This window comes from Pseudomonas sp. EA_65y_Pfl2_P78, assembly GCF_963970495.1.
GTDB classification, from domain to species: domain Bacteria; phylum Pseudomonadota; class Gammaproteobacteria; order Pseudomonadales; family Pseudomonadaceae; genus Aquipseudomonas; species Aquipseudomonas baetica_A.
In genome coordinates this window covers 24,579-47,729 of record NZ_CAXAON010000001.1, presented here as the reverse complement: position 1 = coordinate 47,729, position 23,151 = coordinate 24,579, and the positions used below count along the sequence as shown (strand labels likewise).

At 60.6% G+C, this 23,151-nt stretch carries 21 protein-coding genes; 12 read left to right on the top strand and 9 right to left on the bottom strand.

The window, feature by feature from the left end; genetic code table 11:
* Positions 1 to 139: 139 nt before the first annotated feature.
* The 4 genes from rloA2 (at position 140) to creD (ending at position 4,295) form a co-directional block, all read left to right on the top strand.
* Entirely contained in the window at positions 140 to 643 is a 504-nt protein-coding gene (gene rloA2, locus AACY02_RS00210; RefSeq protein WP_221731146.1) for a retropepsin-like aspartic peptidase RloA2, read from the top strand.
* Positions 644 to 716: 73 nt separating this feature from the next.
* On the top strand, positions 717 to 1,397 hold the full coding sequence (creB, locus tag AACY02_RS00205) for a two-component system response regulator CreB (RefSeq protein WP_339430251.1): 681 nt from the start codon (positions 717 to 719) through the stop codon (positions 1,395 to 1,397).
* The gene (gene creC, locus AACY02_RS00200) at positions 1,397 to 2,815 is read left to right on the top strand and encodes a two-component system sensor histidine kinase CreC (protein ID WP_339430250.1); all 1,419 of its coding nucleotides are present in this window, start codon (positions 1,397 to 1,399) and stop codon (positions 2,813 to 2,815) included. The genes creB and creC overlap by 1 nt, the downstream gene beginning before the upstream one ends.
* Positions 2,816 to 2,924: 109 nt before the next feature.
* A complete protein-coding gene (gene creD, locus AACY02_RS00195; protein ID WP_339430249.1) occupies positions 2,925 to 4,295 on the top strand; it encodes a cell envelope integrity protein CreD in 1,371 nt (456 codons plus the stop codon).
* A 175-nt stretch (positions 4,296 to 4,470) separates the two neighbouring features.
* Here the strand turns inward: creD and AACY02_RS00190 are convergent, their stop codons facing one another.
* The 3 genes from AACY02_RS00190 to AACY02_RS00180 form a co-directional block, all read right to left on the bottom strand.
* Positions 4,471 to 5,100 (bottom strand): glutathione S-transferase, encoded by a 630-nt coding sequence (locus tag AACY02_RS00190; protein ID WP_339430248.1) that lies wholly within the window; start codon positions 5,098 to 5,100, stop codon positions 4,471 to 4,473.
* 84 nt (positions 5,101 to 5,184) lie between these two features.
* The gene (locus tag AACY02_RS00185) at positions 5,185 to 5,892 is read right to left on the bottom strand and encodes a 3'-5' exonuclease (protein WP_339430247.1); all 708 of its coding nucleotides are present in this window, start codon (positions 5,890 to 5,892) and stop codon (positions 5,185 to 5,187) included.
* A complete protein-coding gene (locus tag AACY02_RS00180) occupies positions 5,889 to 7,829 on the bottom strand; it encodes a putative nucleotidyltransferase substrate binding domain-containing protein (RefSeq protein WP_339430246.1) in 1,941 nt (646 codons plus the stop codon). Before AACY02_RS00180 ends, AACY02_RS00185 begins: the two co-directional genes overlap by 4 nt.
* Before the next feature lie 253 nt (positions 7,830 to 8,082).
* Here AACY02_RS00180 and AACY02_RS00175 point away from each other — a divergent pair, with 253 nt between their 5' ends.
* Entirely contained in the window at positions 8,083 to 8,529 is a 447-nt protein-coding gene (locus tag AACY02_RS00175; protein ID WP_339430245.1) for a response regulator, read from the top strand.
* Between the two features lie 117 nt (positions 8,530 to 8,646).
* On the opposite strand, the gene AACY02_RS00170 is transcribed toward AACY02_RS00175, so the two are convergent.
* Complete coding sequence (locus tag AACY02_RS00170) at positions 8,647 to 10,824, bottom strand: malate synthase G (RefSeq protein WP_339430244.1); 2,178 nt, start codon at positions 10,822 to 10,824, stop codon at positions 8,647 to 8,649.
* A 453-nt stretch (positions 10,825 to 11,277) separates the two neighbouring features.
* Here AACY02_RS00170 and AACY02_RS00165 point away from each other — a divergent pair, with 453 nt between their 5' ends.
* Positions 11,278 to 11,796 carry a glycine cleavage system protein R gene (locus tag AACY02_RS00165; RefSeq protein WP_339430243.1) on the top strand — a complete coding sequence of 173 codons (519 nt, stop codon included), beginning with the start codon at positions 11,278 to 11,280 and terminating at the stop codon, positions 11,794 to 11,796.
* Between the two features lie 223 nt (positions 11,797 to 12,019).
* Here AACY02_RS00165 and rarD read toward each other — a convergent pair whose 3' ends face one another.
* From rarD to AACY02_RS00140, 5 genes are all read right to left on the bottom strand, one after another.
* Complete coding sequence (rarD, locus tag AACY02_RS00160) at positions 12,020 to 12,907, bottom strand: EamA family transporter RarD (protein WP_339430242.1); 888 nt, start codon at positions 12,905 to 12,907, stop codon at positions 12,020 to 12,022.
* Positions 12,908 to 13,112: 205 nt separating this feature from the next.
* Entirely contained in the window at positions 13,113 to 14,087 is a 975-nt protein-coding gene (locus AACY02_RS00155) for a serine/threonine protein kinase (RefSeq protein WP_339430241.1), read from the bottom strand.
* 208 nt (positions 14,088 to 14,295) lie between these two features.
* A complete protein-coding gene (locus AACY02_RS00150) occupies positions 14,296 to 16,197 on the bottom strand; it encodes a PhoX family protein (RefSeq protein ID WP_339430240.1) in 1,902 nt (633 codons plus the stop codon).
* A 70-nt stretch (positions 16,198 to 16,267) separates the two neighbouring features.
* Positions 16,268 to 17,032, bottom strand: coding sequence for a TOBE domain-containing protein (locus tag AACY02_RS00145; protein ID WP_339430239.1), 765 nt, complete (start codon positions 17,030 to 17,032; stop codon positions 16,268 to 16,270).
* A gap of 91 nt (positions 17,033 to 17,123) precedes the next feature.
* On the bottom strand, positions 17,124 to 17,858 hold the full coding sequence (locus tag AACY02_RS00140; protein ID WP_339430238.1) for a ComF family protein: 735 nt from the start codon (positions 17,856 to 17,858) through the stop codon (positions 17,124 to 17,126).
* Positions 17,859 to 17,948: 90 nt separating this feature from the next.
* Between AACY02_RS00140 and bioB the strand changes: the two genes are divergently transcribed.
* The 6 genes from bioB to AACY02_RS00110 all read left to right on the top strand — a co-directional run bounded on the left by bioB (position 17,949) and on the right by AACY02_RS00110 (position 22,952).
* A complete protein-coding gene (bioB, locus tag AACY02_RS00135; RefSeq protein WP_339430237.1) occupies positions 17,949 to 19,004 on the top strand; it encodes a biotin synthase BioB in 1,056 nt (351 codons plus the stop codon).
* 158 nt (positions 19,005 to 19,162) lie between these two features.
* Complete coding sequence (gene bioF, locus AACY02_RS00130) at positions 19,163 to 20,341, top strand: 8-amino-7-oxononanoate synthase (RefSeq protein ID WP_339430236.1); 1,179 nt, start codon at positions 19,163 to 19,165, stop codon at positions 20,339 to 20,341.
* Complete coding sequence (locus AACY02_RS00125) at positions 20,334 to 21,065, top strand: alpha/beta fold hydrolase (protein ID WP_339430235.1); 732 nt, start codon at positions 20,334 to 20,336, stop codon at positions 21,063 to 21,065. Before bioF ends, AACY02_RS00125 begins: the two co-directional genes overlap by 8 nt.
* Positions 21,058 to 21,870, top strand: coding sequence for a malonyl-ACP O-methyltransferase BioC (gene bioC, locus AACY02_RS00120; protein WP_339430234.1), 813 nt, complete (start codon positions 21,058 to 21,060; stop codon positions 21,868 to 21,870). The genes AACY02_RS00125 and bioC overlap by 8 nt, the downstream gene beginning before the upstream one ends.
* Positions 21,867 to 22,547: a dethiobiotin synthase gene (gene bioD / locus AACY02_RS00115; protein WP_339430233.1), complete on the top strand. Its 681-nt coding sequence runs from the start codon at positions 21,867 to 21,869 to the stop codon at positions 22,545 to 22,547. The genes bioC and bioD overlap by 4 nt, the downstream gene beginning before the upstream one ends.
* A gap of 108 nt (positions 22,548 to 22,655) precedes the next feature.
* Positions 22,656 to 22,952, top strand: coding sequence for a pyrroloquinoline quinone biosynthesis protein PqqE (locus AACY02_RS00110; RefSeq protein ID WP_221731127.1), 297 nt, complete (start codon positions 22,656 to 22,658; stop codon positions 22,950 to 22,952).
* Positions 22,953 to 23,151 lie beyond the last annotated feature (199 nt).

The window sequence follows — 23,151 nt, the reverse complement described above, 5'->3', positions numbered from 1 at the left end:
AGCCCGCTCCCACATTTTGAAATGCGTTCCCCTTGTGGGAGCGGGCTTGCTCGCGAAGGCCGGTCAAGGCGAACGAATGCTTCAATGAGTGTCTAAAATCTCGCGTCTGCCGCCCTCATTTTTCAAGGAAGCCCTCTACGTGAAATCCCTCCTTGCACTGTTTGCCCTCGTCGCCCTGCCGGTCATGGCCGCCGAGCCGACCCTGTACGGGCGTTACGAATACATTGCGCTGCCGGAAATCGGCGGTGAAGTACTCAAGGCCAAGATGGACACCGGCGCGCTGACCGCCTCGCTGTCGGCCAAAGACATCGAGACCTTCACCCGCGACGGTGAAAACTGGGTGCGCTTCCGCCTCGCCACCAAGGACGCCAGCAACAAGGTCTACGAACACAAAGTCGCGCGGATCAGCAAGATCAAGAGCCGCTCGGATGAAGAGGACGAGGGCGACACCACTGAAGTCGCCAAGCGCCCGGTGGTCGATCTGGAACTGTGCCTGGGTGACGTCAAACGCACCGTGGAGGTCAACCTGACCGACCGCAGCAATTTCAACTATCCGCTGCTGATCGGTGCCAAGGCCTTGCGTGAATTCGGCGCGGCAGTGAATCCGGCGCGGCGCTTCACCGCTGACAAACCGGACTGCTGAGCCAAGTGGTCTCATTGACGTAACGTCAGGCTTGGGGCACCGTTCGCGCACCTAACCCACAGGCTCGGACGCCATGCCTCATATTCTGATTGTCGAAGACGAAGCGGCGATTGCCGACACGCTGATTTTTGCCTTGCAGGGCGAGGGGTTCACCACCACTTGGGTGAGCCTCGGCGCGGCGGCGCTGGCACATCAACGGCAGACGCCGGCGGATCTGCTCATCCTCGATATCGGTCTGCCGGACATCAGCGGTTTCGAGACCTGCAAACAGTTGCGGCGTTTCAGCGAAGTGCCGGTGCTGTTCCTCAGCGCCCGCGATGCCGAAATCGACCGTGTGGTGGGCCTGGAGATCGGCGCCGACGACTACGTGGTCAAGCCGTTCAGCCCACGGGAAGTGGCGGCGCGAGTCCGGGCTATCCTTAAACGCATGGCGCCGCGCCCCATCATCGACGCCACGTCAGGGCTGTTTCGCATCGATCCGGAACGTGTGCAGATCAGCTATCGCGGCCAGGCGCTGAGCCTGACCCGTCACGAATTCCGTCTGTTGCAATGCCTGCTTGAACAACCGGAGCGGGTGTTCAGCCGCGAGCAATTGCTCGATGCACTGGGCGTCGCGGCCGACGCCGGTTACGAGCGCAGCATCGACAGCCACATCAAAAGCGTGCGCGCCAAGTTGCGTCTGGTGCGGGCCGAGGCCGAACCGATCCAGACGCATCGCGGCCTCGGTTACAGCTACAGCCCGGGGCATAGCTGATGTCGTTGGGCCTGCGGATATTCCTGGTGTATGTGCTGTTTGTCGGCCTGACCGGCTATTTCGTGCTCAACACGGTGATGGAGGAGATCCGTCCCGGCGTGCGTCAGTCCACCGAAGAAACCCTGGTCGACACCGCCAACCTGCTGGCGGAAATCCTGCGCGACGATTTCAAGGCCGGCACCCTCAGCGAGAACCGCTGGCCCGAGTTGCTGCGCGCCTACGGCGAACGCCAACCGCGAGCGACGATCTGGGGGCTGCCGAAAAACCAGGTCAACCATCGCATTTACGTCACCGACGCCAAGGGCATCGTCGTGCTCGATTCCAGTGGCGTGGCGGTGGGGCAGGATTATTCGCGCTGGAACGACGTCTATCTGACGTTGCGTGGCGAGTACGGCGCACGCTCCAGCCGCAGCGATCCGGATGACCCCGCGTCCTCGGTGATGCACGTCGGCGCGCCGATCCGCGACAAGGGTCAGATCATTGGTGTGGTGACCGTCGCCAAGCCCAACAGCTCATTGCAACCTTATGTTGATCGCACCGAACGGCGCCTGCTGTTTTATGGTGCCGGGCTCATCGGCCTCGGTCTGTTGTTCGGCGCCTTGCTGTCGTGGTGGTTGAGCCGTGCGCTGCATCGTTTGACCGGTTACGCCCAGGCCGTCAGTGAAGGGCGGCGGGTGGAAGTGCCGCACTATCGCGGTGGTGAGTTGGAGCAGCTTGCGACAGCGGTGGAGCAGATGCGCACGCAACTGGAAGGCAAGGCCTACGTCGAGCGTTACGTGCACACGCTGACCCATGAACTGAAAAGCCCCCTGGCGGCGATTCGTGGTGCGGCGGAGTTGCTGCAAGGTGAAATGCCCGCGGTTCAGCGAATGCGTTTTGTCAGCAACATCGACAGCGAAAGTGCGCGGATGCAGCAGTTGATCGAGCGGTTGCTCAATCTGGCGCAAGTTGAACAGCGTCAGGGGCTGGAAGAGCGCACTGCGGTGCCTCTGGCGGTGCTTGTGGATGAGTTGCTGCAAGGGCAGGCGGCGCGCATCGAGGGTAAACAGTTGCGCATTGAGCAGGCTGTGGCGGCGGATCTGCTGCTGATGGGTGAGCCCTTTCTGTTGCGTCAGGCGCTGGGCAATCTGCTGGAGAACGCGCTGGATTTCACGCCACTGCAGGGGTTGTTGCGCTTCAGCGCCGAGCGGGTGGGCGAGCAGGTTGAGTTTCGCTTGTTCAATGAAACGGCGCAGATTCCCGACTACGCCTTGCCGCGTTTGACCGAGCGGTTTTACTCGTTGCCGCGCCCGGACAGTGGGCGCAAGAGTACCGGGCTGGGGCTCAACTTCGTCGAAGAGGTCGTCAAATTACATGGTGGGTCGATGAGCATCCGCAATGTTGAAAATGGCGTTGAAGTGACTTTGCGCTTGCCTTGAGACCGAGTCGCGAAGGGCTCGGTGAAGTCTCCATACAATCTCCATATTTCCCCCACATTCCTCCCACACACGCCAACCAGACTCTGCCGATCAAAACAGGGAGAGTCCCATGAACAAGAATCTGACCATAAAGCTCGGGGCGATTGCCCTGTTGATCCTGCTGTTGCTCATCCCTTTGCTGATGATCGACGGGGTTATCGATGATCGCCAGCAACGGCGCGACGGGGTGCTGGAAGACATTGCCCGCAGTTCCAGTTACAGCCAGCAATTGAGCGGGCCGGTGATGGTGGTGCCGTATCGCAAAGTGATTCACAACTGGAAGATCAACGACAAGACCGAGCAGCGTTACGACGAACCAAGCGAGGAGCGTGGGCGTTTGTATTTTTTGCCCGAGCGCTTCGAACTCGATGGCCAGGTGCAAACCGAACTGCGTGCCCGGGGTATCTACGAGGCGCGGTTGTTCCATGCCGATAACCGCATCACCGGCAGTTTTTCGCTACCGGCGCAATTGGGCATCCAGGAAGATTTCAGCGATTACCAGTTCGATGCGCCGTTTCTGGCGGTCGGCATCAGCGACATTCGCGGGATCGAAAACGCTTTGAAACTGGAGCTCGACGGCCAGCGTCTGGACTTCGTTCCCGGTACTCAGGTCGGTTGGCTGGGTGAGGGGGTGCGGGTAACGCTGCCACTGCTCGATACCCGTAAAGCCAACGAACTGGCGTTCGGTTTCGATCTGCGCCTGCAAGGCACCGGTTCGTTGCAGGTGCTACCGGTGGGCAGGAGCAGCAGCGTTAGCCTCACTGCCAACTGGCCGCACCCCAGCTTCATCGGCAACTTCCTCCCGGCCAAACGTGAAATCAACGACGCCGGTTTCAGCGCCGACTGGCAGACCACGTTTTTTTCTACCAACCTGCAAGACGCCATGAGCCGTTGCGTGAGCGGCAATGATTGCGATGGGTTCAATGCCCGCAGCTTCGGGGTGAGTTTCATCGATCCGGTGGATCAGTATCTGAAGAGTGACCGGGCGATCAAATATGCGCTGCTGTTCATTGTCCTGACGTTCGCCGGTTTCTTCCTGTTCGAAGTGCTCAAGAGCCTGGCAGTGCACCCGGTGCAATACGCGTTGGTGGGTGTGGCGCTGGCGTTTTTTTATCTGTTGCTGCTGTCGTTGTCGGAGCACATCGGCTTTGCCCTGGCGTATCTGCTGTCGGCCAGTGGCTGCGTGTTATTGATCGGGTTTTACGTCTGCCACGTCTTGCACAGCGTGCGACACGGTTTGTGTTTTTCGGCGGGATTGGCAGCGTTGTATGGCCTGCTTTACGGGTTGCTCAGCGCCGAGGATTACGCGCTGCTGATGGGCTCGCTGTTGCTGTTCGGCTTGCTCGGCGTGTTCATGGTGCTGACGCGCAAACTGGATTGGTACGGGATCGGTCAGAAACCGGCCAAACCACTGGAGTTTGACGTGGGGGCGATGCAATGAGCGGGTTGCGTGAGGATCAGCGAGAGGCTGAGGTGTTGGTGACGCTGATCTTTGCGTCACTTCCGCCGGCACCGCGGTGGTGCCATCGCTGGCAAGCCACACACAGAACCTGCCTACCGAAATCCAGTGTGGGAGCGGGCTTGCTCGCGAAGAGGCCGGAACAAGCGCCGCCGATTTAAGGTTTGGGCAGGGTCGCGATCATGGACGGTCGCAAGCTCACTTCAGTGAACCAGTGGGCCAATTGCGGATTGGCCTCGCGCCAGCCCAGATCCGGGAAGCGCAGGTCGAGGTAACCCAGGGCACAGGCCACGCTGATCGCAGCAATATCGAAATGGCAGGTCAGCTCGGCAATCGCATCACTTTCCAGCAGGGCCAGGGTGCGACGGATCTTGTCGCGCTGGGCCTCGATCCACTCGTCCCAGTGTTTTTCCGGGGCACGCAGCACCTGCTCGTAACGCACCATCACCGACGCATCCATGATCCCGTCGGCCATCGAGGCCAGGGTCAGGCGGCGCCAGCGGGCCGAGCCGTCACGGGGGATCAGCGGATTGCCGACATGTTGGTGGTCGAGGTAGTCGAGGATCACGCGGCTGTCATGGATGACATTGCCGTCGGCCAGACGCAGGGCCGGGATCTTGCCCAACGGGTTGTCGGCGTTGAGCTCGGCACTCGGGCTGACCGGGCTGAGGACACAGTCTTGCAAGGTGACGCGATCCTGCTGGCCAGTTTCGTGCAGCATCACCATCACTTTGCGAACGAACGGGGAGAGCGTGTTGTGGAACAGGGTCATGCTGGGTGTGGACATGGGGAACCTCGGTGGTCGACGAAGAGCAGGAGGTTAGCCTAGTCAGATGCGGCGTACCTGGCGAGGGATTTGATGGGTGACGATCTAGAAGGACGGCACCTGCCGCCGTCGCTTCCACTGGCTCAAGCGCTGTTGAAGATTCAATGGGCTATCAATCTGCTGCCCCCGTGCTCGGCTGAAGAGAATCAACGCCAGCTCTGCCGTCGCCAGCGCATCGGCACTCGCGTTATGTCGCTCGAACACCTCAAGCTTGAACCAGTCGATCCACTCATCCAGCCCGGCCTCACGAATGTTCGCTTGCGGGCACAGCATCGGCGCAATCTCGGCGACATCCAGAAACACATGCTGCAACTTGTGCCGCAGATGTTCCTTCAGTGCCCGCCCAAGCATGTGCTGGTCGAATGGCGCATGGAACGCCAGCACGGGGCTGTCACCGGCAAACTCCATGAACGCCAGCAATGCCTCGGCCGGATCGCTGCCGGCGGCAATCGCGTTGGGCCCCAGACCGTGGATCAACACACTGGGACTGAGCTTGAGTTCACGACATTGCAGCGTGCGTTCGAACTGCTGGCTGAAATCGATCGCGCCGTCCTCGATCACCACGGCGCCAATCGACAACACCCGATCCTTGTTCAGGTTCAGCCCGGTGGTTTCCAGGTCCAGCACGACCCAGCGTTGTTCGCGCAGGCTGCATTCACTCAGCTCGCTGATCGCCGGCAGTTGCCCCAGGCGTTGCTGCAGATCCGCTGGCAGCGCCGCACTGGCCGGCCGCAGCCACGAGAACAGGCTCATAACTGATACCGCAGGGTCAGGCTGCTTTGCAGGCGTTGAGCCTGGCGCAGGGATTCGCGCAGGATGCGTCGATCCAGATGATTGAGGCTGTCGGGGTCGACACGGTTGGAGTACGGCAGGTTCTCGCGCGTCTGGATCTGATGCTGCTGCATGCGCGTTTGCTGAATGAAGTGATAAGCCTCTTCATACGCCGCGCCGTCCAGCGGTTCGATGACTTCTTTATCCACCAGTTGGCGCAAGCGCTCGAGGGTGTTGTTGGCGTCGATGCCGTTGGCCAGCGCGAGCAATCGTGCGCCGTCCACGAACGGCGTCAGGCCCTGGACCTTCAGATCGAGGGTGGCTTTCTCGCCATTCTTGCGCGCCAGCACAAACTCGCGGAAACGCCCGACCGGCGGGCGATTACGCAAGGCGTTGTCGGCCATCATGCGCTGGAACAAACGGTTGTCGCCGACCTGATCGAGAATCCCCCGGCGCAGTTGCGCGCAACCCTGTTCATCGCCCCAGACCACGCGCAGATCGAAGTAAATGCTCGACCCGAGCAGATTCTCCGGCGTCGCCTCGCGAATGAATGCCGCGAACCGCCGCGCCCATTCTGCCCGGGACAAACACAGCTCAGGGTTGCCGGCCATGATGTTGCCCTTGCACAGGGTGAAGCCGCATTGCGCCAGGCTCTGATTGATCTGCTGGGCAATTGGCAGCAAATTTGCGCGAATCTCTGCTGCATGCACGGCATCGCGGGCGTCGAACAGAATGCCGTTGTCCTGATCGGTGTGCAGCGTTTGCTCGCGCCGGCCTTCGCTGCCGAAACACAGCCAACTGAACGGTACGCCCGGGTCGCCTTTTTCGGCGAGGGTCAGTTCGATTACGCGGCACACGGTGTGATCGTTGAGCAGGGTGATGATGTGGGTGATCTGGGTTGAAGAGGCGCCGTGGGCGAGCATGCGCTCGACCAGTTGGCCGATCTCGCCGCGCAGGATCACCAGTTGCTCGATGCGTTGCGCGCTGCGGATCGTGCGGGCCAGATGCACCAGATCGACCCGCTGCAAGGAAAACAGATCGCGCTCGGACACCACGCCGCACAGGCGCTGATCCTTGACCAGGCAGACGTGGGCGATGTGCCTTTCGGTCATGGCAATGGCCGCGTCGAAGGCGCTGTGGTTGGGCGAAAGATAGAAGGGCGCCTGGGTCATGTGGCGCTCGATGGCTTCGCCGAAATCGGCCACACCGTCGGCCACCACATGACGCAGGTCGCGCAGGGTGAAAATCCCCAGCGGCGCTTTGTGCTCATCCACCACGACGATGCTGCCGACCTGTTGCTCGTGCATCAGCTTCACCGCTGCACGCAGTGGCATGGCAGGGCTGCACGTCACCGGGTGACGCATGGCCAGTTCACCGAGACGGGTGTTGAGCGAGTATTGCGTGCCGAGGGTTTCCACGGCTTTCTGCTGGACTTGCTGGTTGACTTGATCGAGCAGGCTGCTGACCCCGCGCAAGGCGAAGTCGCGGAAGGCATTGGAGAGGGCGAACAGTTTGATGAACGCCAGTTTGTTCAGTTGCAGGCAGAAGGTGTCCTCGCCGGCCAAGTGCGCGGTGCGTGTCGCTCGCTCACCCAGCAACGCGGCCAGGGGAAAGCACTCGCCGGTGGTGATTTCAAAGGTGGTCTCGGTGCCGCCCTTGGCCGTGTGCGGGCGTTCGCCGACGACGCGGCCCTGCTTGACGATATAGAAGTGTTCGACCGGGCCATCGGCGGGTTTGATGATGCTCTCGCCCTGCCCGTAGAAACGCAGCTGACATTGCTCCACCAGATAAGCCAGGTGGGCGTGTTCCATTTGATTGAAGGGCGGGAAGCGCTGGAGAAACTGCAGGGTGCCCTGAATGTTCTGCAACACGGCGGTTCTCCCAGCCTGGGTGAAGGCGTCCGCTTTACTCATAACCATTACCGCAGTCTTTTTCGAATTGTTGTTGTCGGATCGTTGCCCCCATGGTCGGCCCCCTCGTGCAGGGTGCCCATTGGACGTAAGTCTAGGTTCGTCATGCCGTTGGGCATATTTGGGAAGTGCCCTACAAAATCAGTCGGGAATTCTTCTGTCCGACCTCTTGGAAAAAAATCCGACGAAGTGCACATTGAAGCTCTGCCTGGCGTTGTCTGACGACTGTGCCAGGTGATGATTTGAAAACGTAGAGAACGCTATGCCCGACCACGATATTTTGAGCGACGCCGAGCGTGAAGCGCTCAGTGCTGTAATGCTCGAACCTGACCCTCCTGCGCAGCGTGTATTGATCGTCGATGACGACAAGGACGCTCGGGAGCTGTTGTCGGAGATTCTGGCGTTGGACGGCATTCGGTGCCTGACCGCGGCCAGTGGCGAGGCCGCGCTGAAGATGCTGGCGGAGAAACCATCGATTGGTCTGTTGATCACCGATTTGCGCATGGGCAATGTCGGTGGGTTGGACTTGATTCGCCAGGTGCGTGAGTCGGTAAGGGCAGCGATGCCGATCATCATTGTGTCTGGCGATGCCGATGTGAAGGACGCCATTGCGGCGATGCATTTGAGCGTGGTGGACTTTCTGCTCAAACCCATTGATACGGGCAAGTTGCTCGGTCTGGTCAAACACGAATTGGGGATCGACCCCTGACGTTCAAGCCACACCGAAAAAACCGCTCTCACAATGGATCTCCAGTGGTTGTGATGAACCATAAAAAAGCCCCGATCTTCCGATCAGGGCTTTTTCATGTCCGGCATCTACGCAGGGTTACAGGCCGTTGGCAGCCTTGAACTCGCGACGACGGCGGTGCAGCACCGGCTCGGTATAGCCGTTGGGCTGCTTGGTGCCTTCGATCACCAGTTCGACCGCCGCCTGGAAGGCGATGTTGCTGTCGAAGTTCGGTGCCAGCGGGCGGTACAGCGGGTCGTTGGCGTTCTGACGATCCACCACCGGCGCCATGCGCTTGAGGCTTTCCATCACTTGCGCTTCGGTGACGATACCGTGGCGCAGCCAGTTGGCGATGTGCTGGCTGGAGATACGCAGCGTGGCACGGTCTTCCATCAGGCCGACGTCATTGATGTCCGGCACTTTCGAGCAACCGACGCCCTGATCGATCCAGCGCACCACGTAACCGAGAATGCCCTGGGCGTTGTTGTCCAGTTCGTTCTTGATCTGCTCCGGCGTCCAGTTCGGGTTGACCGCCAGCGGGATGGTCAGGATGTCGTCCACCGAAGCGCGGGCACGTTTGGCCAGTTCGGCCTGACGGGCGAACACGTCGACCTTGTGGTAGTGCAGCGCGTGCAGCGCGGCGGCGGTCGGCGAGGGGACCCATGCGGTGTTGGCACCGGCCAGCGGGTGAGCGATTTTCTGCTCGAGCATCGCCGCCATCAGGTCCGGCATGGCCCACATGCCTTTACCGATTTGTGCGCGACCTTGCAGGCCGGTGCTCAGACCGATATCAACGTTCCAGTTCTCGTAGGCGCCGATCCACTTCTCAGCCTTCATGTCGGCCTTGCGCACCATCGGGCCGGCTTCCATGGAGGTATGGATTTCATCGCCGGTGCGGTCGAGAAAACCGGTGTTGATAAACACCACGCGCTCGCTGGCAGCCTTGATGCAAGCCTTGAGGTTGACCGTGGTGCGGCGCTCCTCGTCCATGATCCCGACTTTCAGCGTGTTGCGTTTGAGACCCAGCACGTCTTCGATGCGGCCGAACAGTTCGTTGGTGAACGCCGCTTCTTGCGGGCCGTGCATTTTCGGTTTGACGATGTAGACGGAACCGGTGCGGGTGTTCTTGCGCGACGTGTTGCCGTTGAGGTTGTGCATGGCCGCCAGGCACGTCAGCAGACCGTCGAGAATGCCTTCCGGCACTTCGTTGCCGTCTTTGTCGAGAATCGCGTCAATGGTCATCAGGTGGCCGACGTTGCGCACGAACAACAGCGAGCGGCCGTGCAGAGTCACTTCACCGCCAGTGGGCGTGGTGTAGCTGCGATCCGGGTTCATGGTGCGGGTGAAGCGCTGGCCGCCCTTGGCGACTTCTTCCGACAGATCGCCCTTCATCAGGCCGAGCCAGTTGCGGTAGATCACCACTTTGTCGTCGGCATCGACGGCCGCCACGGAGTCTTCGCAGTCCATGATGGTGGTCAGCGCCGCTTCCATCAGGACGTCTTTGACGCCGGCGGCATCGGTCTGGCCGACCGGGGTGCTGGCGTCGATCTGGATTTCGAAATGCAGACCGTTGTGTTTCAGCAGGATCGCGATTGGCGCGTTGGCGTCGCCCTGGAAACCGATCAGTTGAGCATCGTCACGCAGACCGCTGTTGCTGCCGCCCTTGAGGGTGACCAGCAGTTTGCCGTCAGCGATTTTGTAACCGGTCGAATCGACGTGGGAGCCCGCGGCCAGTGGCGCGGCTTCGTCGAGGAATGCACGGGCGAAGGCGATGACTTTGTCGCCGCGCACCTTGTTGTAGCCTTGGCCTTTTTGCGCGCCACCGTCTTCGCTGATCGCGTCGGTGCCGTAAAGGGCGTCATACAGCGAACCCCAGCGGGCGTTCGAAGCATTGAGCGCAAAGCGGGCGTTCATCACCGGAACCACGAGTTGCGGGCCGGCGGTACGGGCGATTTCGTCATCGACGTTTTGCGTCGTTGCCTGGAAATCAGCCGCTTCTGGCAGCAGATAACCGATTTCCTGCAAGAAGGCTTTGTAGGCCACGGCATCGTGCGCCTGGCCTGCGCGTTCCTGATGCCAGGCATCAATGCGAGCCTGGAAGTCATCGCGTTTGGCGAGTAGGGCTTTGTTCTTCGGTGCCAGGTCGTGAATGACCTTGTCGGCACCTTCCCAGAATGCGTCGGCGGTGAGGCCGGTACCGGGAATGGCTTCGTTGTTCACGAAGTCGAACAGGACTTTGGCGACCTGCAGGCCACCGACTTGAACGTGTTCAGTCATTGCTTGCCTCACTCTGCTCAGCTATTTCGCTTTTCAGCTCTTCAATTTAACAATGAAGCCTCTGGCCATTTAAACCACAAACCTTCCGACCAGTACATGCCATTGCTGGCGGCTGGGCTGGGACCAATCAACGGCTTGGGGCCTTGATGACGGGGCTTTCAGGGTTGCGAACGTGCCTTGGGCAGACATCGATCCAGCGTTATGTAGTGCGCGCCGAGGCATACTACATGATGCGTTGCGCTTGTGAAAATGAGACTAATAACGTCGTTCTGCGACTCCATGACGCATTGCGGTCACAGCGCGGAACGGGATGTTCTCAAAAAACCAATGGATTGTTCCAGCTAAATATAAAAACTTGTACACGATTTGTTGTCTCGAGCGTCTGAGGCGACTGTTCATCCCTTGCCTATACTTGCCCTTCTATAACAAAAGTCATGACAAGAGGGCTGCGCCATGGACCATCTCGTACTCACTGTTTTCGCCCCGGACAAGCCCGGGCAGGTAGAGCGCATCGCCCAATGTATCGCCGAGCATGGGGGGAACTGGCTGGAAAGCCGCATGTCGCGGATGGCCGGGCAGTTTGCCGGGATTCTGCGGGTCGGCGTGCCGGCAGAGGCTTACGACGAATTAGTCGATGCCCTACAAACACTGTCGGCGCATGGCATTCGCGTGTTGATTGCCGAAAGTGGTATCGAGCAATCCTGCACCTGGAAACCGATCGCCATGGAACTGGTGGGCAATGATCGCCCGGGCATTGTGCGCGACATCACCCGCTTGCTGAGCGAGCAGGGTGTAAACCTCGAACGTCTGGTGACCGAAGTGCGGCCGGCACCGATGAGCAGCGAGCCGTTGTTCCATGCCGAAGCGATTCTCGCGGTGCCGCTGACGCTGTCGCTCGACGTGCTGCAATCGCGCCTGGAAACCCTGGCCGATGATTTGATGGTGGAACTGGTATTACGCACAGAGGTTTAGGCGCTGCACGGGTTATCCAGTTTAAACGTGCACCTGCCTGTGGATAACCTGTAGAGACTGCCCGCAACGCCACGCCCGCCGTGGTTTTGCGGATACTGATCAAAAAATCGCCAGTATTCAGTGAGTTGCGCACAAACGGCGGGGATCACGCTGTGGATAAGCTTGGGAAGGAACGATACAGGCCACGAGAACCGTGGCCTGCGAAGTGTTGTGCGTTTTTTGATCAGCTGCGTCGGCGCAGACTTATCCACGCATCGACGCTGTAGACGGCCAGACCGGCCCAAATGAAGATAAACGCCACCAAGGTGCTGGACGACAAGTGCTCACCGAACAGCAACACCGCTTGCAACAACACCAGGGTGGGCGCCAGGTATTGCAGGAAGCCGATGGTGGTGTAGGGCAAGTGCCGGGTGGCGGCGTTGAAGCACACCAACGGAATCAACGTCACCGGGCCGGCCGCCACCAGCCACCAGGCTTCGGACGTCGTCCAGAACTCGGGTTGAGCGCTGGTCGCGGTCGGGTTGAACAGCAGCCATGCGACGGCAATCGGCACCAGCATCCAGGTTTCCACCACCAGCCCCGGCAACGCCTTGACCGGTGCCTGCTTGCGGATCAGCCCGTAGAAACCGAAGGTCAGTGCCAGCACCAGCGACACCCACGGCAGACTGCCGACCTGCCACACCTGCTGCGCCACACCGACCGCCGCCAGACCCACCGCGACCCACTGCATGCGCCGCAGGCGTTCGCCGAGAATCAACATCCCCAGCAGCACGTTTACCAGCGGGTTGATGTAATAACCCAGACTCGCTTCAAGCATGCGCCCGTTGTTCACCGACCACACATAGGTCAGCCAGTTGGCGGCGATCAGCGTGCCGCTCAAGGCCAGAATCGCCAGCCGCTTGGGGTTGTCGAGCAATTCGCGCAACCAGCCCGGGTGTTTCCACACCATCAGCAGCAGCGCGCCGAACAGCGCCGACCACAGCACGCGATGGATGATGATCTCGACCGCCGGGACTTCGGCGATGGCTTTGAAGTAGATCGGGAACAGGCCCCAGATGATGTAGGCACTCAGGCCCAGAATGTACCCGCGACGCGGGTTGGCGGCTTGCATGCAGAATCCTTGCTTAGGCAGCTAACAAAGCAGGGATTGTAAGGAGGTTTGTCGGTGAATGCCTTAGCGAGAAGGTCGGAAAATTGTGAACACTGGATAAATGTGGGAGGGGGCTTGCTCCCGAAGGCGCTGTGTCAGCCAACATCAATGTTGAATGTCAGACCGTCTTCGGGAGCAAGCCCTCTTCTACAGGGGGTGTGGTGAATCAGAACAGTTTCAGCGGTTCTTCATTGAGTGCCGACAACTGCTCACGCAACGCCAGCACCTGATCGCCCCAATAGCGCTCGGTGCCGAACCACGGAAAGCTGCGTGGAAACGCCGGGTCGTCCCAGCGGCGCGCCAGCCAGGCGCTGTAATGCATAAGGCGCAGGGCGCGCAGCGGCTCGATCAGCGCCAGTTCGCGTGGGTCGAAGTCGTGGAATTCGTTGTAGCCGTCCATCAGCTCCGACAACTGCCCCAGACACTCCTGGCGATCACCGGCGAGCATCATCCAGATGTCCTGCACCGCCGGACCCATGCGGCAATCGTCGAGGTCGACGATGTGGAACATCTCGTCGCGGCACATCATGTTGCCGGGGTGACAGTCGCCGTGCATGCGGATGTTCTGGTGCGGCGTGGCGGCGTAGACGTCTTCAACACGTTTAAGCAGGTCCCGGGCGACCGATTCGTAGGCCGGCAACAGGCTCTTGGGAATGAAGTTGCCTTCGAGCAACGTGGTCAGCGAGGCATGGCCGAAGTTCTGTACGCCGAGGGCTTCGCGGTGTTCGAACGGTTTGGTCGCACCGACGGCATGAATGCGCCCGAGCAACTGGCCGAGGCGATACAACTGATCGAGATTGCCCGGCTCCGGCGCCCGGCCACCGCGACGCGGGAACAGGGTGAAGCGGAAACCGGCGTGTTCGTGCAGGGTTTCGCCGTTGTGGATCAGCGGCGCCACCACCGGGATCTCGACGTCGGCCAGTTCGAAGGTGAACTTGTGTTCTTCGAGGATGGCTTCGTTGGTCCAGCGCTGCGGCCGGTAGAACTTGGCGATCAGCGGTTCGCCGTCTTCGATGCCGACCTGATAGACGCGGTTCTCGTAGCTGTTGAGCGCCAGAATGCGTGCATCGCTCAAAAAACCGATGCTTTCAACGGCATCGAGGACGAGGTCGGGTGTGAGGGTTTCAAACGGATGGGCCATGCTGACTCCTGCGCGCAGCAGGCTGCCGCGTCCGGCCCGGCATGGTAACGCAGACTGTAAGGGTTGAGGGTTTTGCCTTGAATGGTAGGCTGCCTGTAAGGGCCCCTTCGGGAGCAAGCCCCCACCCACAGTGGATTTTCTGTGTACCTGCAATCTTCAATGCGGCACAGATCCAATGTGTGTGGGGCTTGCTCGCGAAAGCCGTTTGTCAGGCGCCGACTATTGCGCCGTCTTCACGGGTAATCGCAATCACCGAAGAGCGCGGTTTGCCGTTCGGCAGATGCTCGGGGAAAGTCGAACCGCCGTTTTCGCCGGGATGCTGAATCCCGACAAACAGGGTTTTCTGATCCGGCGAGAAGCTGATCCCGGTCACTTCACAACCAATCGGCCCGACCATGAACCGGCGAATTTCACCGGTCGCAGGGTCAGCGCAAAGCATCTGGTTGTTACCCATCCCGGCAAAGTCCCCGGCGTTGCTGGAGTCACCGTCGGTCAGAATCCACAACCGCCCGGCCTTGTCGAAACCCAGGCCATCCGGGCTGTTGAACATGTTCTGCGGAGTGATATTCGACGAGCCAGCCTTCGGCGTGCCGGCGTGCACGCCCGGGTTGCCGGCGACCACGAACAGATCCCAGGCGAATGTCTTCGACGCATGATCGTCGCGGTCGGTGCGCCAGCGCAGGATCTGCCCGTAGACGTTTTTCTCACGCGGGTTCGGCCCGCCCACCGGTTGCCCGTCCTCGCCGCGCTTGGCGTTGTTGGTCAGGGTGCAATAAACCTGGCCGTCCTTCGGGCTGACCACGATCCATTCCGGACGGTCCATGCGTGTTGCGCCGACCACACTGGCCGCGAGGCGCGCATGGATCAGCACTTCGGCCTGATCGGCAAAACCGCTGCTGGCGTCGATGCCGTTCTTGCCGTGGGTCAACTCGATCCACTGGCCCTGGCCTTTCGGATGGTCCGGGTTGCCGTCACCGGCATCGAACTTCGCCACGTACAGGGTGCCGTGATCGAGGATATTGCGGTTGGCCTTGGCGTTGCGGTGGTTGATGCGGTCGCGGCTGACGAATTTGTAGATGAACTCGCCACGCTCGTCATCGCCCATGTACACCACGGCGCGGCCGTCGTCGGTTTCGGCCAGGGCCGCGTTTTCATGTTTGAAGCGGCCCAGGGCCGTGCGTTTGACCGGGGTCGACTGCGGATCGAACGGGTCGATCTCGACCACCCAGCCATGGCGGTTGAGTTCGTTGGGGTTCTTGGCCATGTCGAAACGCGGGTCAAACGGGTGCCAGTTGATCTCGCGGCTGGCCGCCGAGACACCGTAGCGCTTCTGCGCCGGGTCGAACTGCTGCTGGGCGTTGCTGCTGCCGAAGCAGTCGGTGAAGTTTTCTTCGCACGTCAGATACGTGCCCCACGGCGTTTTACCGTTGGCGCAGTTCTGGAAGGTGCCGAGGACTTTTTTACCGTGTTTGTCGGCACGGGTTTTCAGCAGGTCGTGACCCGCGGCCGGGCCGCTGATACGCAGTGGCGAGTTGCCGTGGATGCGGCGGTTGTAGCGCGAGCCTTGAACGAATTGCCACTGGCCGTTCTTGCGTTGCACTTCAATCACCGACACGCCTTCGCAGGCCAGGGCTTTGCGCACGTCTTCGGCCGATTGCGGCATGCCGCCGTGCGGGTAGAGGTAGCGATAGTTGGTGTATTCGTTGTTGATCGCCATCAACGCGCGGTTTCTGTCATCCGGGAATTCGAACAGGCTCATGCCGTCGTTGTTGTCACCGAACTGCACTTCCTGCGCGGCGGCGGTGCCGTTGCCACTCGGATCGAAGGCCGGGCCGTTCTTGTGCAGCGGTTGGCCCCAACTGATCAGTACCGAGGACTTATAGCCTTTGGGCAGGGTAATGACGTCGGTGGTCGCGGCGCTAATGCTTTCAAAGCCAAGCAAGCGGCTGTTGCCGGCGCTGACGCCTGTGGCCAGTGCGCTGCGGCTCAACAGGCTGCCACCGAGAAACATGGCCGCGCCGCACAGCGCGCCGGCGCCGATGAAGCCGCGACGGCTGAGGCCGACCATTTTTTCCAGGTCAGTGGATTGGTTTTCTTCTAATAGGCTCACATCAGGCTCCCTGCTTGGTTTTGGCAGCCACCTTAATGGGGAGCGATGAAGTTTTTGTTGCAGGCCGACCCTACAGCGGCGTGCCGATCAGCACGTTGGACGGCGAGAACTGTACGTGCACCGGTTGCTCAACGTTCAGTCCGCGTGTGCGAAGTTGCAGCGGCTCAGCCAGGGCGCAGAGCGTGTGGCCGTTGGGCAGGGCGATGCGCACTTCGCTGGGGCCGTCTTCAGCGTCGAGAATGGCTTCAATCGTGCCGCGCAGAAGATTGTGACCAGATGTTGCAGGTTGCTCGATGCTCAGCAATTCGAGCCAGCCTGCCTTGATCAGCGCCACCACTTCAGTGCCCGGTTGCAGCTCCAGGTGCACGGTGCTGTCGTGGGTGATCTGCGCGTTGAGGCAAAGACCTTCGGCCAACTCCAGGCGGATCAGGTCATTGCGACCCTGGCCGGCGATCGCCACGACTTTGCCGTGCAACTGGTTGCGCGCGCTGGTGCGCAGCATCAGTCGACCGAGCAGGTCGAGGTCGCTGGCATCTTCCGCCGCTTCCAGCACCTGCGCCTGTAAGGCCTGCAGCTTTTGATAAAGGCGCAGCACCCGCTCACCTTCGCTGGACAGTTTGGCCCCGCCGCCGCCCTTACCGCCCACCGCACGCTCGACCAAGGGTTTTTGCGCCAGGTTGTTCAGCTCATCGATGGCGTCCCACGCGGCTTTGTAGCTCAAGCCTGCGCTTTTCGCGGCACGGGTGATCGAGCCCTGTTCAGCGATGTGTTGCAGCAGGGCAATGCGCTGCGGCCGTCGGACGATGTGCTGGGACAACAGGGAAGGCATGGACATGGGGGGACGCTTTTGACTTTGGCGATGGGAGGTGAAATTGGCCGCTGGCAACGCGTGAGTCAAGCCCCTGCCCGCAGGGCCGGTTGCCTGATCAGGATCCGGATTTCGGGGTGCGCGCCAGGCAATACACATCAACCCTTGCCGCGCCGGCGTTCATTAACAATCGAGCGAGCGCCTGAGCCGTGGCGCCGGTGGTCAGCACGTCATCGATCAATGCCAGATGCCGGCCGCGTACATCCACCTGGGGCGTCAAAGCGAAAGCATTGCGCAAATTGCGTTTTCGCGCCTTGGCATCCAGATCCTGTTGCGCGCGGGTGTCTTGAATCCTGCACAGCACCTGCTCATCGCAAGGCAGGTCCAGTTTTAGGCTCAACCACCGCGCCAGCATCGCCGCTTGATTGAAGCCGCGTTGACGCAGACGTTTGCTGGCGAGTGGCACCGGTAACAACACGTCGGGGCGAGGCAGATCTTCATCAAAGCGATATTGCAGGTATTGTCCGAGAACGTCGGCGAGCAGGTGGCCAAACGGCCATTTTGCGTTGTGTTTAAAACGCGTAATCAGACTGTCCACGGGAAAGCCATAAAGCCACGGCACAGCGACCTGTTCGAACGCCGGTGGCTCTAGCAGGCAGTCTGCGCAAGTCAGGCCGGATTCAGGCAGCGGCAAAGCGCAGGTCCGGCATTGGCCCATGAGCCAAGGCAATTCGGCTTCGCAGGCCATGCACATTGGCGTTTCTGCCTCTGCCGGCTCATCGCACAGCAAACAGGTCTGTACGTTTTTTAAACAGATGTAAACTTGTCCTTCGTATCGTGGTTGACAGCGCATGGCTCTTCCTTAAATATGCCGAACATCCGTGTAGCGACTGTGGGTATTCCGTTTCCCAGTCGCCAGCCAAGCATAACCAAGGAAATACCCATGAGCGCGAGCACCACTGCCACCCTGCGTCACGACTGGTCACTGGCCGAAGTCAAAGCACTCTTCGTACAGCCATTCAACGACCTGCTGTTTCAGGCTCAGACGGTGCACCGCGCCCATTTCAACGCTAACCGTGTGCAGGTCTCGACGTTGTTGTCGATCAAGACGGGTGCCTGCCCGGAAGACTGCAAGTACTGCCCGCAGTCTGGTCACTACAACACCGGCCTTGAAAAAGAAAAACTGATGGAAGTGCAGAAAGTCCTCGAAGAGGCGGCACGCGCCAAAGCCATCGGGTCGACCCGCTTCTGCATGGGCGCGGCGTGGAAACACCCATCGGCCAAAGACATGCCGTATGTGCTGCAGATGGTCGAAGGTGTGAAAGCCATGGGCCTGGAAACCTGCATGACCCTCGGTCGTCTCGATCAGGATCAAACCCAAGCGCTGGCCAAGGCCGGGCTCGACTACTACAACCACAACCTCGACACCTCGCCTGAGTTCTACGGCAGCATCATCACCACCCGTACTTACGGCGAGCGCCTGCAAACCCTGGCTTACGTGCGTGAGTCGGGGATGAAGATCTGTTCCGGCGGCATCCTCGGCATGGGCGAGTCGCTCGACGACCGCGCCAATCTGCTGATTCAGTTGGCCAACCTGCCGGAGCATCCGGAGTCGGTGCCGATCAATATGCTGGTCAAAGTCGCTGGCACGCCGCTGGAAAATGCCGACGACGTCGATCCGTTCGACTTCATCCGCATGCTCGCGGTGGCGCGCATTCTCATGCCGCAATCCCACGTGCGCCTGTCCGCTGGTCGTGAAGCGATGAACGAGCAGATGCAGGCCCTGGCATTCCTCGCGGGCGCCAACTCGATTTTCTACGGCGACAAATTGCTGACCACCGCCAACCCGCAGGCTGACAAGGACATGCAGTTGTTCGCACGTCTGGGCATTGAGCCGGAAGCCCGCGAAGAGCATTCGGATGAAGTGCATCAGGCGGCCATCGAGCAGGCGTTGGTTGAGCACAAGAGCAGCGAGCAGTTTTATAACGCGGCGGTTTGAAGCCTGCCCCGTTTCCTTTGAAGGAATGCAAAACCCCTGTGAGGGCGGGCTTGCTCGCGAAATCGGTCTGTCAGTAAAGGCGTTGTTGGCTGATACGAGGCTTTCGCGAGCAAGCCCGCTCTCACATTAGAAAACTTGTGCTGACACTCGAGGCCTGCATGTCTTTCGATCTCGCCGCACGCCTTGCTGCCCGCCGTGCCGAAAATCTCTATCGCCAGCGCCCGCTGCTCGAATCCCCGCAAGGGCCCGAGGTGGTGGTCGACGGCCAGCCATTGCTGGCGTTCTGCAACAACGACTACCTGGGCCTGGCCAATCACCCGCAAGTGATCGAAGCCTGGCGCGCCGGTGCCCAGCGCTGGGGCGTTGGCGGGGGCGCCTCGCATCTGGTGATCGGCCATAGCGGCCCACATCACGCACTCGAAGAGGCCTTGGCCGATCTCACCGGGCGCCCACGTGCGCTGCTGTTTACCACGGGCTACATGGCCAACCTTGGCGCGGTCACGGCGCTGGTCGGGCAGGGTGATACGGTGCTGGAAGACCGACTCAACCACGCCTCATTGCTGGACGCCGGGCTGTTGTCCGGTGCGCGGTTCAATCGTTATTTGCACAACGACGCCGGCAGTCTGGCCAAGCGTCTGGAGAAAGCCACCGGCAATACATTGGTGGTCACCGACGGCGTGTTCAGCATGGATGGCGATCTTGCCGACTTGCCAGCGCTGGCCCGTGAGGCCAAGGCCAAGGGCGCGTGGCTGATGGTCGACGATGCCCATGGCTTCGGCCCGTTGGGCGCCAACGGCGGCGGGATTGTCGAGCATTTCGGTTTGGGCCTGGACGATGTGCCGGTATTGGTCGGCACCCTGGGCAAGGCCTTCGGCACGGCTGGCGCATTTGTCGCCGGCAGTGAAGCGTTGATCGAGAGCCTGATCCAGTTCGCCCGTCCGTACATCTACACCACCAGTCAACCGCCGGCGCTGGCCTGCGCAACCTTGAAAAGTCTGGAGTTGCTGCGTAGCGAACACTGGCGTCGCGAGCATTTGCAGGCGCTGATCCGCCAGTTCCGCCACGGCGCTGAACAGATCGGTCTGGAGTTGATGGACAGCTTTACGCCGATCCAGCCGATCATGGTTGGCGACGCCGGCCGTGCTGTGCGTCTGTCGCAGATGCTGCGTGAGCGCGGGCTGATGGTCACCGCGATTCGTCCTCCGACCGTGCCCGCCGGTAGCGCACGACTGCGTGTGACCCTGACCGCCGCCCACAGCGAGGCGCAGGTGCAGCTATTGTTAGAGGGACTGGCCGATTGCTTTGCCCAACTGTCGTCGGAGCCAAGCCATGCGTGATCGCCTGATTCTACTGCCCGGCTGGGGCCTCGGTGTTTCGCCGATGGAGCCTTTGGCTGCTGCATTGCAAGGACTCGATGAACACTTGCATGTCGAGATCGAACCGTTGCCGGAACTCGACTCCAGTGATCTGCAAGACTGGCTCGACGAACTCGATGAACGCATTCCTCAAGATGTCTGGCTCGGTGGCTGGTCGCTGGGCGGCATGCTCGCGTCCGAACTGGCAGCGCACCGCGGCGAACACTGCTGCGGTTTGCTGACGCTGGCGAGCAACCCTGCTTTTGTCGCCCACGAACAATGGCCGAGCGCGATGCCCGGCGAAACCTTCGATGCATTTCTCGCCGGTTGCCATGCCGACCCACGGCTGACCCTCAAGCGTTTCTCGCTGCTGTGTGCCCAGGGCGCGCAAGACCCGCGCGGCTTGTCGCGGCTGATGCTCGGCGCTGCGCCGAACACGGCGCCTGCAACATTGATGGCCGGGCTGGAGTTACTCGCACAACTGGACACCCGTGAAGCCTTGCAGGCGTTTCGTGGGCCGCAGTTGCATTTGTTCGCCGGTCAGGACGGGTTGGTGCCAGCCGAGGCGGCGGGCGAGTTGTTCACCCTGTTGCCGGATATCGAAATTGGTCTGATCGAACAGGCCAGCCATGCGTTTCTTCTGGAAGACCCACACGGAGTAGCGGGCGCGATCCAGGCTTTTTTACATGAGTGCGGTGATGACTGATTTGTCTCTTGTCGCGCTGCCCGGCGGCTTGCCTGACAAGCGCCAGGTCGCGGCCTCTTTCTCCCGCGCGGCGGCCAGCTACGACAGTGTCGCCGAGTTGCAACGTGATGTCGGTACACAGTTGCTGCGGCGTCTACCTGTGGATTTCCGGCCGGCGCGCTGGTTGGATATGGGGTGTGGCACCGGCTACTTCACTCGCGCCTTGGCCGAGCGTTTTTTCGCAAGTCATGGGCTGGCACTGGACATCGCCGAGGGCATGCTCGATCACGCGCGTCCATTGGGCGGCGCCGAGCATTTCATCGCTGGCGATGCGGAGCGGCTACCGTTGCAGGATTCGACCTGTGACCTGATCTTCTCCAGCCTCGCGGTGCAGTGGTGTGCGAATTTTGATGCGGTGCTCAGTGAAGCCTTTCGCGTGCTGAAACCGGGTGGTGTTTTCGCGTTTGCTAGTCTTTGTGTCGGGACGTTGTTCGAATTGCGCGATAGCTGGCGCCAGGTTGATGGCCTGGTGCACGTCAACCGCTTCCGCGAGTTCGCTCGATATGAACAGTTGTGTGCGGCCAGTGGTTTGCGCGTCGTAAGTCTGGAGCAGCAGGCGCATGTACTGCACTACCCGGATGTGCGCAGCCTGACCCATGAACTGAAGGCGTTGGGTGCGCACAATCTCAATCCTGGCCGGCCGGACGGGTTGACCGGGCGGGCGCGGATTCTTGGTTTGGTCGAGGCTTATGAGCAATTCCGTCAGGCACAGGGACTGCCGGCGACCTATCAAGTGGTTTACGCCGTGTTGGAGAAACCCTTATGAGCGCAGCCTATTTCATCACCGGGACGGACACCGACGTCGGCAAAACCACCGTCGCCGCTGGGTTGCTGTGTGCGGCGCGTTCGGCAGGGTTGAGCACGGCGGCGGGCAAACCGGTCGCCTCCGGTTGCGAGGTGACGCCAAAGGGGCTGCGTAACGCCGATGCGCTCGCGCTGTTGGCCGAGTGTTCATTGCCGCTGAGTTATCAACAGGTCAATCCGGTGGCGTTCGAACCGGCGATTGCCCCACATTTGGCAGCGCGCGAAGCGGGTGTCGCACTGACGGTGCAATCGCTGCTTACGCCGACGCGCGAGATTCTGGCGATGAATGCCGATTTCACCCTGATCGAAGGCGCGGGTGGCTGGCGGGTGCCGTTGGCGGATCAGGACAATCTGTCGGACCTGGCCATTGCACTGAAACTGCCGGTGATTCTGGTGGTGGGCGTGCGGTTGGGGTGCATCAGTCATGCGCTGCTGACGGCTGAGGCGATTGCTCGGGATGGCCTGCAACTGGCGGGGTGGGTGGCGAATATCATCGAGCCCAAGACTTCGCGGCTGGAGGAGAACCTGGCGACGCTGGCTGAGCGGATTCCGGCGCCGTGCCTGGGGCGCGTGCCGAAGTTGAAGGCTTTAAGTGCTGAGGCCGTAGCTGAGCATTTGCAATTGGATCTGCTTGACTAAGTTTTTAGCTATGAACAGGCACTGTGCCATTAGTGTTTTTGACGGGTGTTTTTCTGACGTCTCTGTTTCAATGGCGCCTATTGATCCTTCCCAAGGATGAGAACTTCCATGGAAATCTCCGGTAACACAGCTTTTTATGCGGGTCTGAGTACGATTCAGACCGGGCAGAACCGCGTCGATCAGGCCGCTAGCCAGATCGCCAACAATACCATTGAGCGCTCGGTTACCAGCCAGTCTTCCGAGGCGCAGGTCGATCGTCTGCGTGGCGTGGATCGCAGCCAGCAAATGGATCTGGGCAGCGACATGGTCGAGATGGCCCAAGGCAAGTTTCAAGTGGAACTGGGGGCAAAAGTCGCCAAGGCCTCCGATGAAATGCTCGGTACGATCATCGACACCTTCGCCTGATTTTTCGCCATTCATGCATTGCCGACGCCGCGCCTGTTCGCGGCGTTTTTCGTTGTAAGTCCTTCTCCCTCAACTAATCTTTTTTTATCGCCCGTGGCTCTTTCGAGCGCATGGCGGTTTGCTGTGTCCGGCGTTCGAAAGACGCGATGACGAACGGCAAAAGATCGATGCTTGACAAGATTTCGGCGTAAACGTATGT

Coding starts and splice junctions, on each gene's coding strand:
- creB (WP_339430251.1), top strand. CDS start 717: ATGCCTCATATTCTGATTGTCGAAGACGAAGCGGCGATTGCCGACACG.
- creC (WP_339430250.1), top strand. CDS start 1,397: ATGTCGTTGGGCCTGCGGATATTCCTGGTGTATGTGCTGTTTGTCGGC.
- creD (WP_339430249.1), top strand. CDS start 2,925: ATGAACAAGAATCTGACCATAAAGCTCGGGGCGATTGCCCTGTTGATC.
- AACY02_RS00190 (WP_339430248.1), bottom strand. CDS start 5,100: ATGTCCACACCCAGCATGACCCTGTTCCACAACACGCTCTCCCCGTTC.
- AACY02_RS00185 (WP_339430247.1), bottom strand. CDS start 5,892: ATGAGCCTGTTCTCGTGGCTGCGGCCGGCCAGTGCGGCGCTGCCAGCG.
- AACY02_RS00180 (WP_339430246.1), bottom strand. CDS start 7,829: ATGGTTATGAGTAAAGCGGACGCCTTCACCCAGGCTGGGAGAACCGCC.
- AACY02_RS00175 (WP_339430245.1), top strand. CDS start 8,083: ATGCCCGACCACGATATTTTGAGCGACGCCGAGCGTGAAGCGCTCAGT.
- AACY02_RS00170 (WP_339430244.1), bottom strand. CDS start 10,824: ATGACTGAACACGTTCAAGTCGGTGGCCTGCAGGTCGCCAAAGTCCTG.
- AACY02_RS00165 (WP_339430243.1), top strand. CDS start 11,278: ATGGACCATCTCGTACTCACTGTTTTCGCCCCGGACAAGCCCGGGCAG.
- rarD (WP_339430242.1), bottom strand. CDS start 12,907: ATGCAAGCCGCCAACCCGCGTCGCGGGTACATTCTGGGCCTGAGTGCC.
- AACY02_RS00155 (WP_339430241.1), bottom strand. CDS start 14,087: ATGGCCCATCCGTTTGAAACCCTCACACCCGACCTCGTCCTCGATGCC.
- AACY02_RS00145 (WP_339430239.1), bottom strand. CDS start 17,032: ATGTCCATGCCTTCCCTGTTGTCCCAGCACATCGTCCGACGGCCGCAG.
- AACY02_RS00140 (WP_339430238.1), bottom strand. CDS start 17,858: ATGCGCTGTCAACCACGATACGAAGGACAAGTTTACATCTGTTTAAAA.
- bioB (WP_339430237.1), top strand. CDS start 17,949: ATGAGCGCGAGCACCACTGCCACCCTGCGTCACGACTGGTCACTGGCC.
- bioF (WP_339430236.1), top strand. CDS start 19,163: ATGTCTTTCGATCTCGCCGCACGCCTTGCTGCCCGCCGTGCCGAAAAT.
- AACY02_RS00125 (WP_339430235.1), top strand. CDS start 20,334: ATGCGTGATCGCCTGATTCTACTGCCCGGCTGGGGCCTCGGTGTTTCG.
- bioC (WP_339430234.1), top strand. CDS start 21,058: ATGACTGATTTGTCTCTTGTCGCGCTGCCCGGCGGCTTGCCTGACAAG.
- bioD (WP_339430233.1), top strand. CDS start 21,867: ATGAGCGCAGCCTATTTCATCACCGGGACGGACACCGACGTCGGCAAA.
- AACY02_RS00110 (WP_221731127.1), top strand. CDS start 22,656: ATGGAAATCTCCGGTAACACAGCTTTTTATGCGGGTCTGAGTACGATT.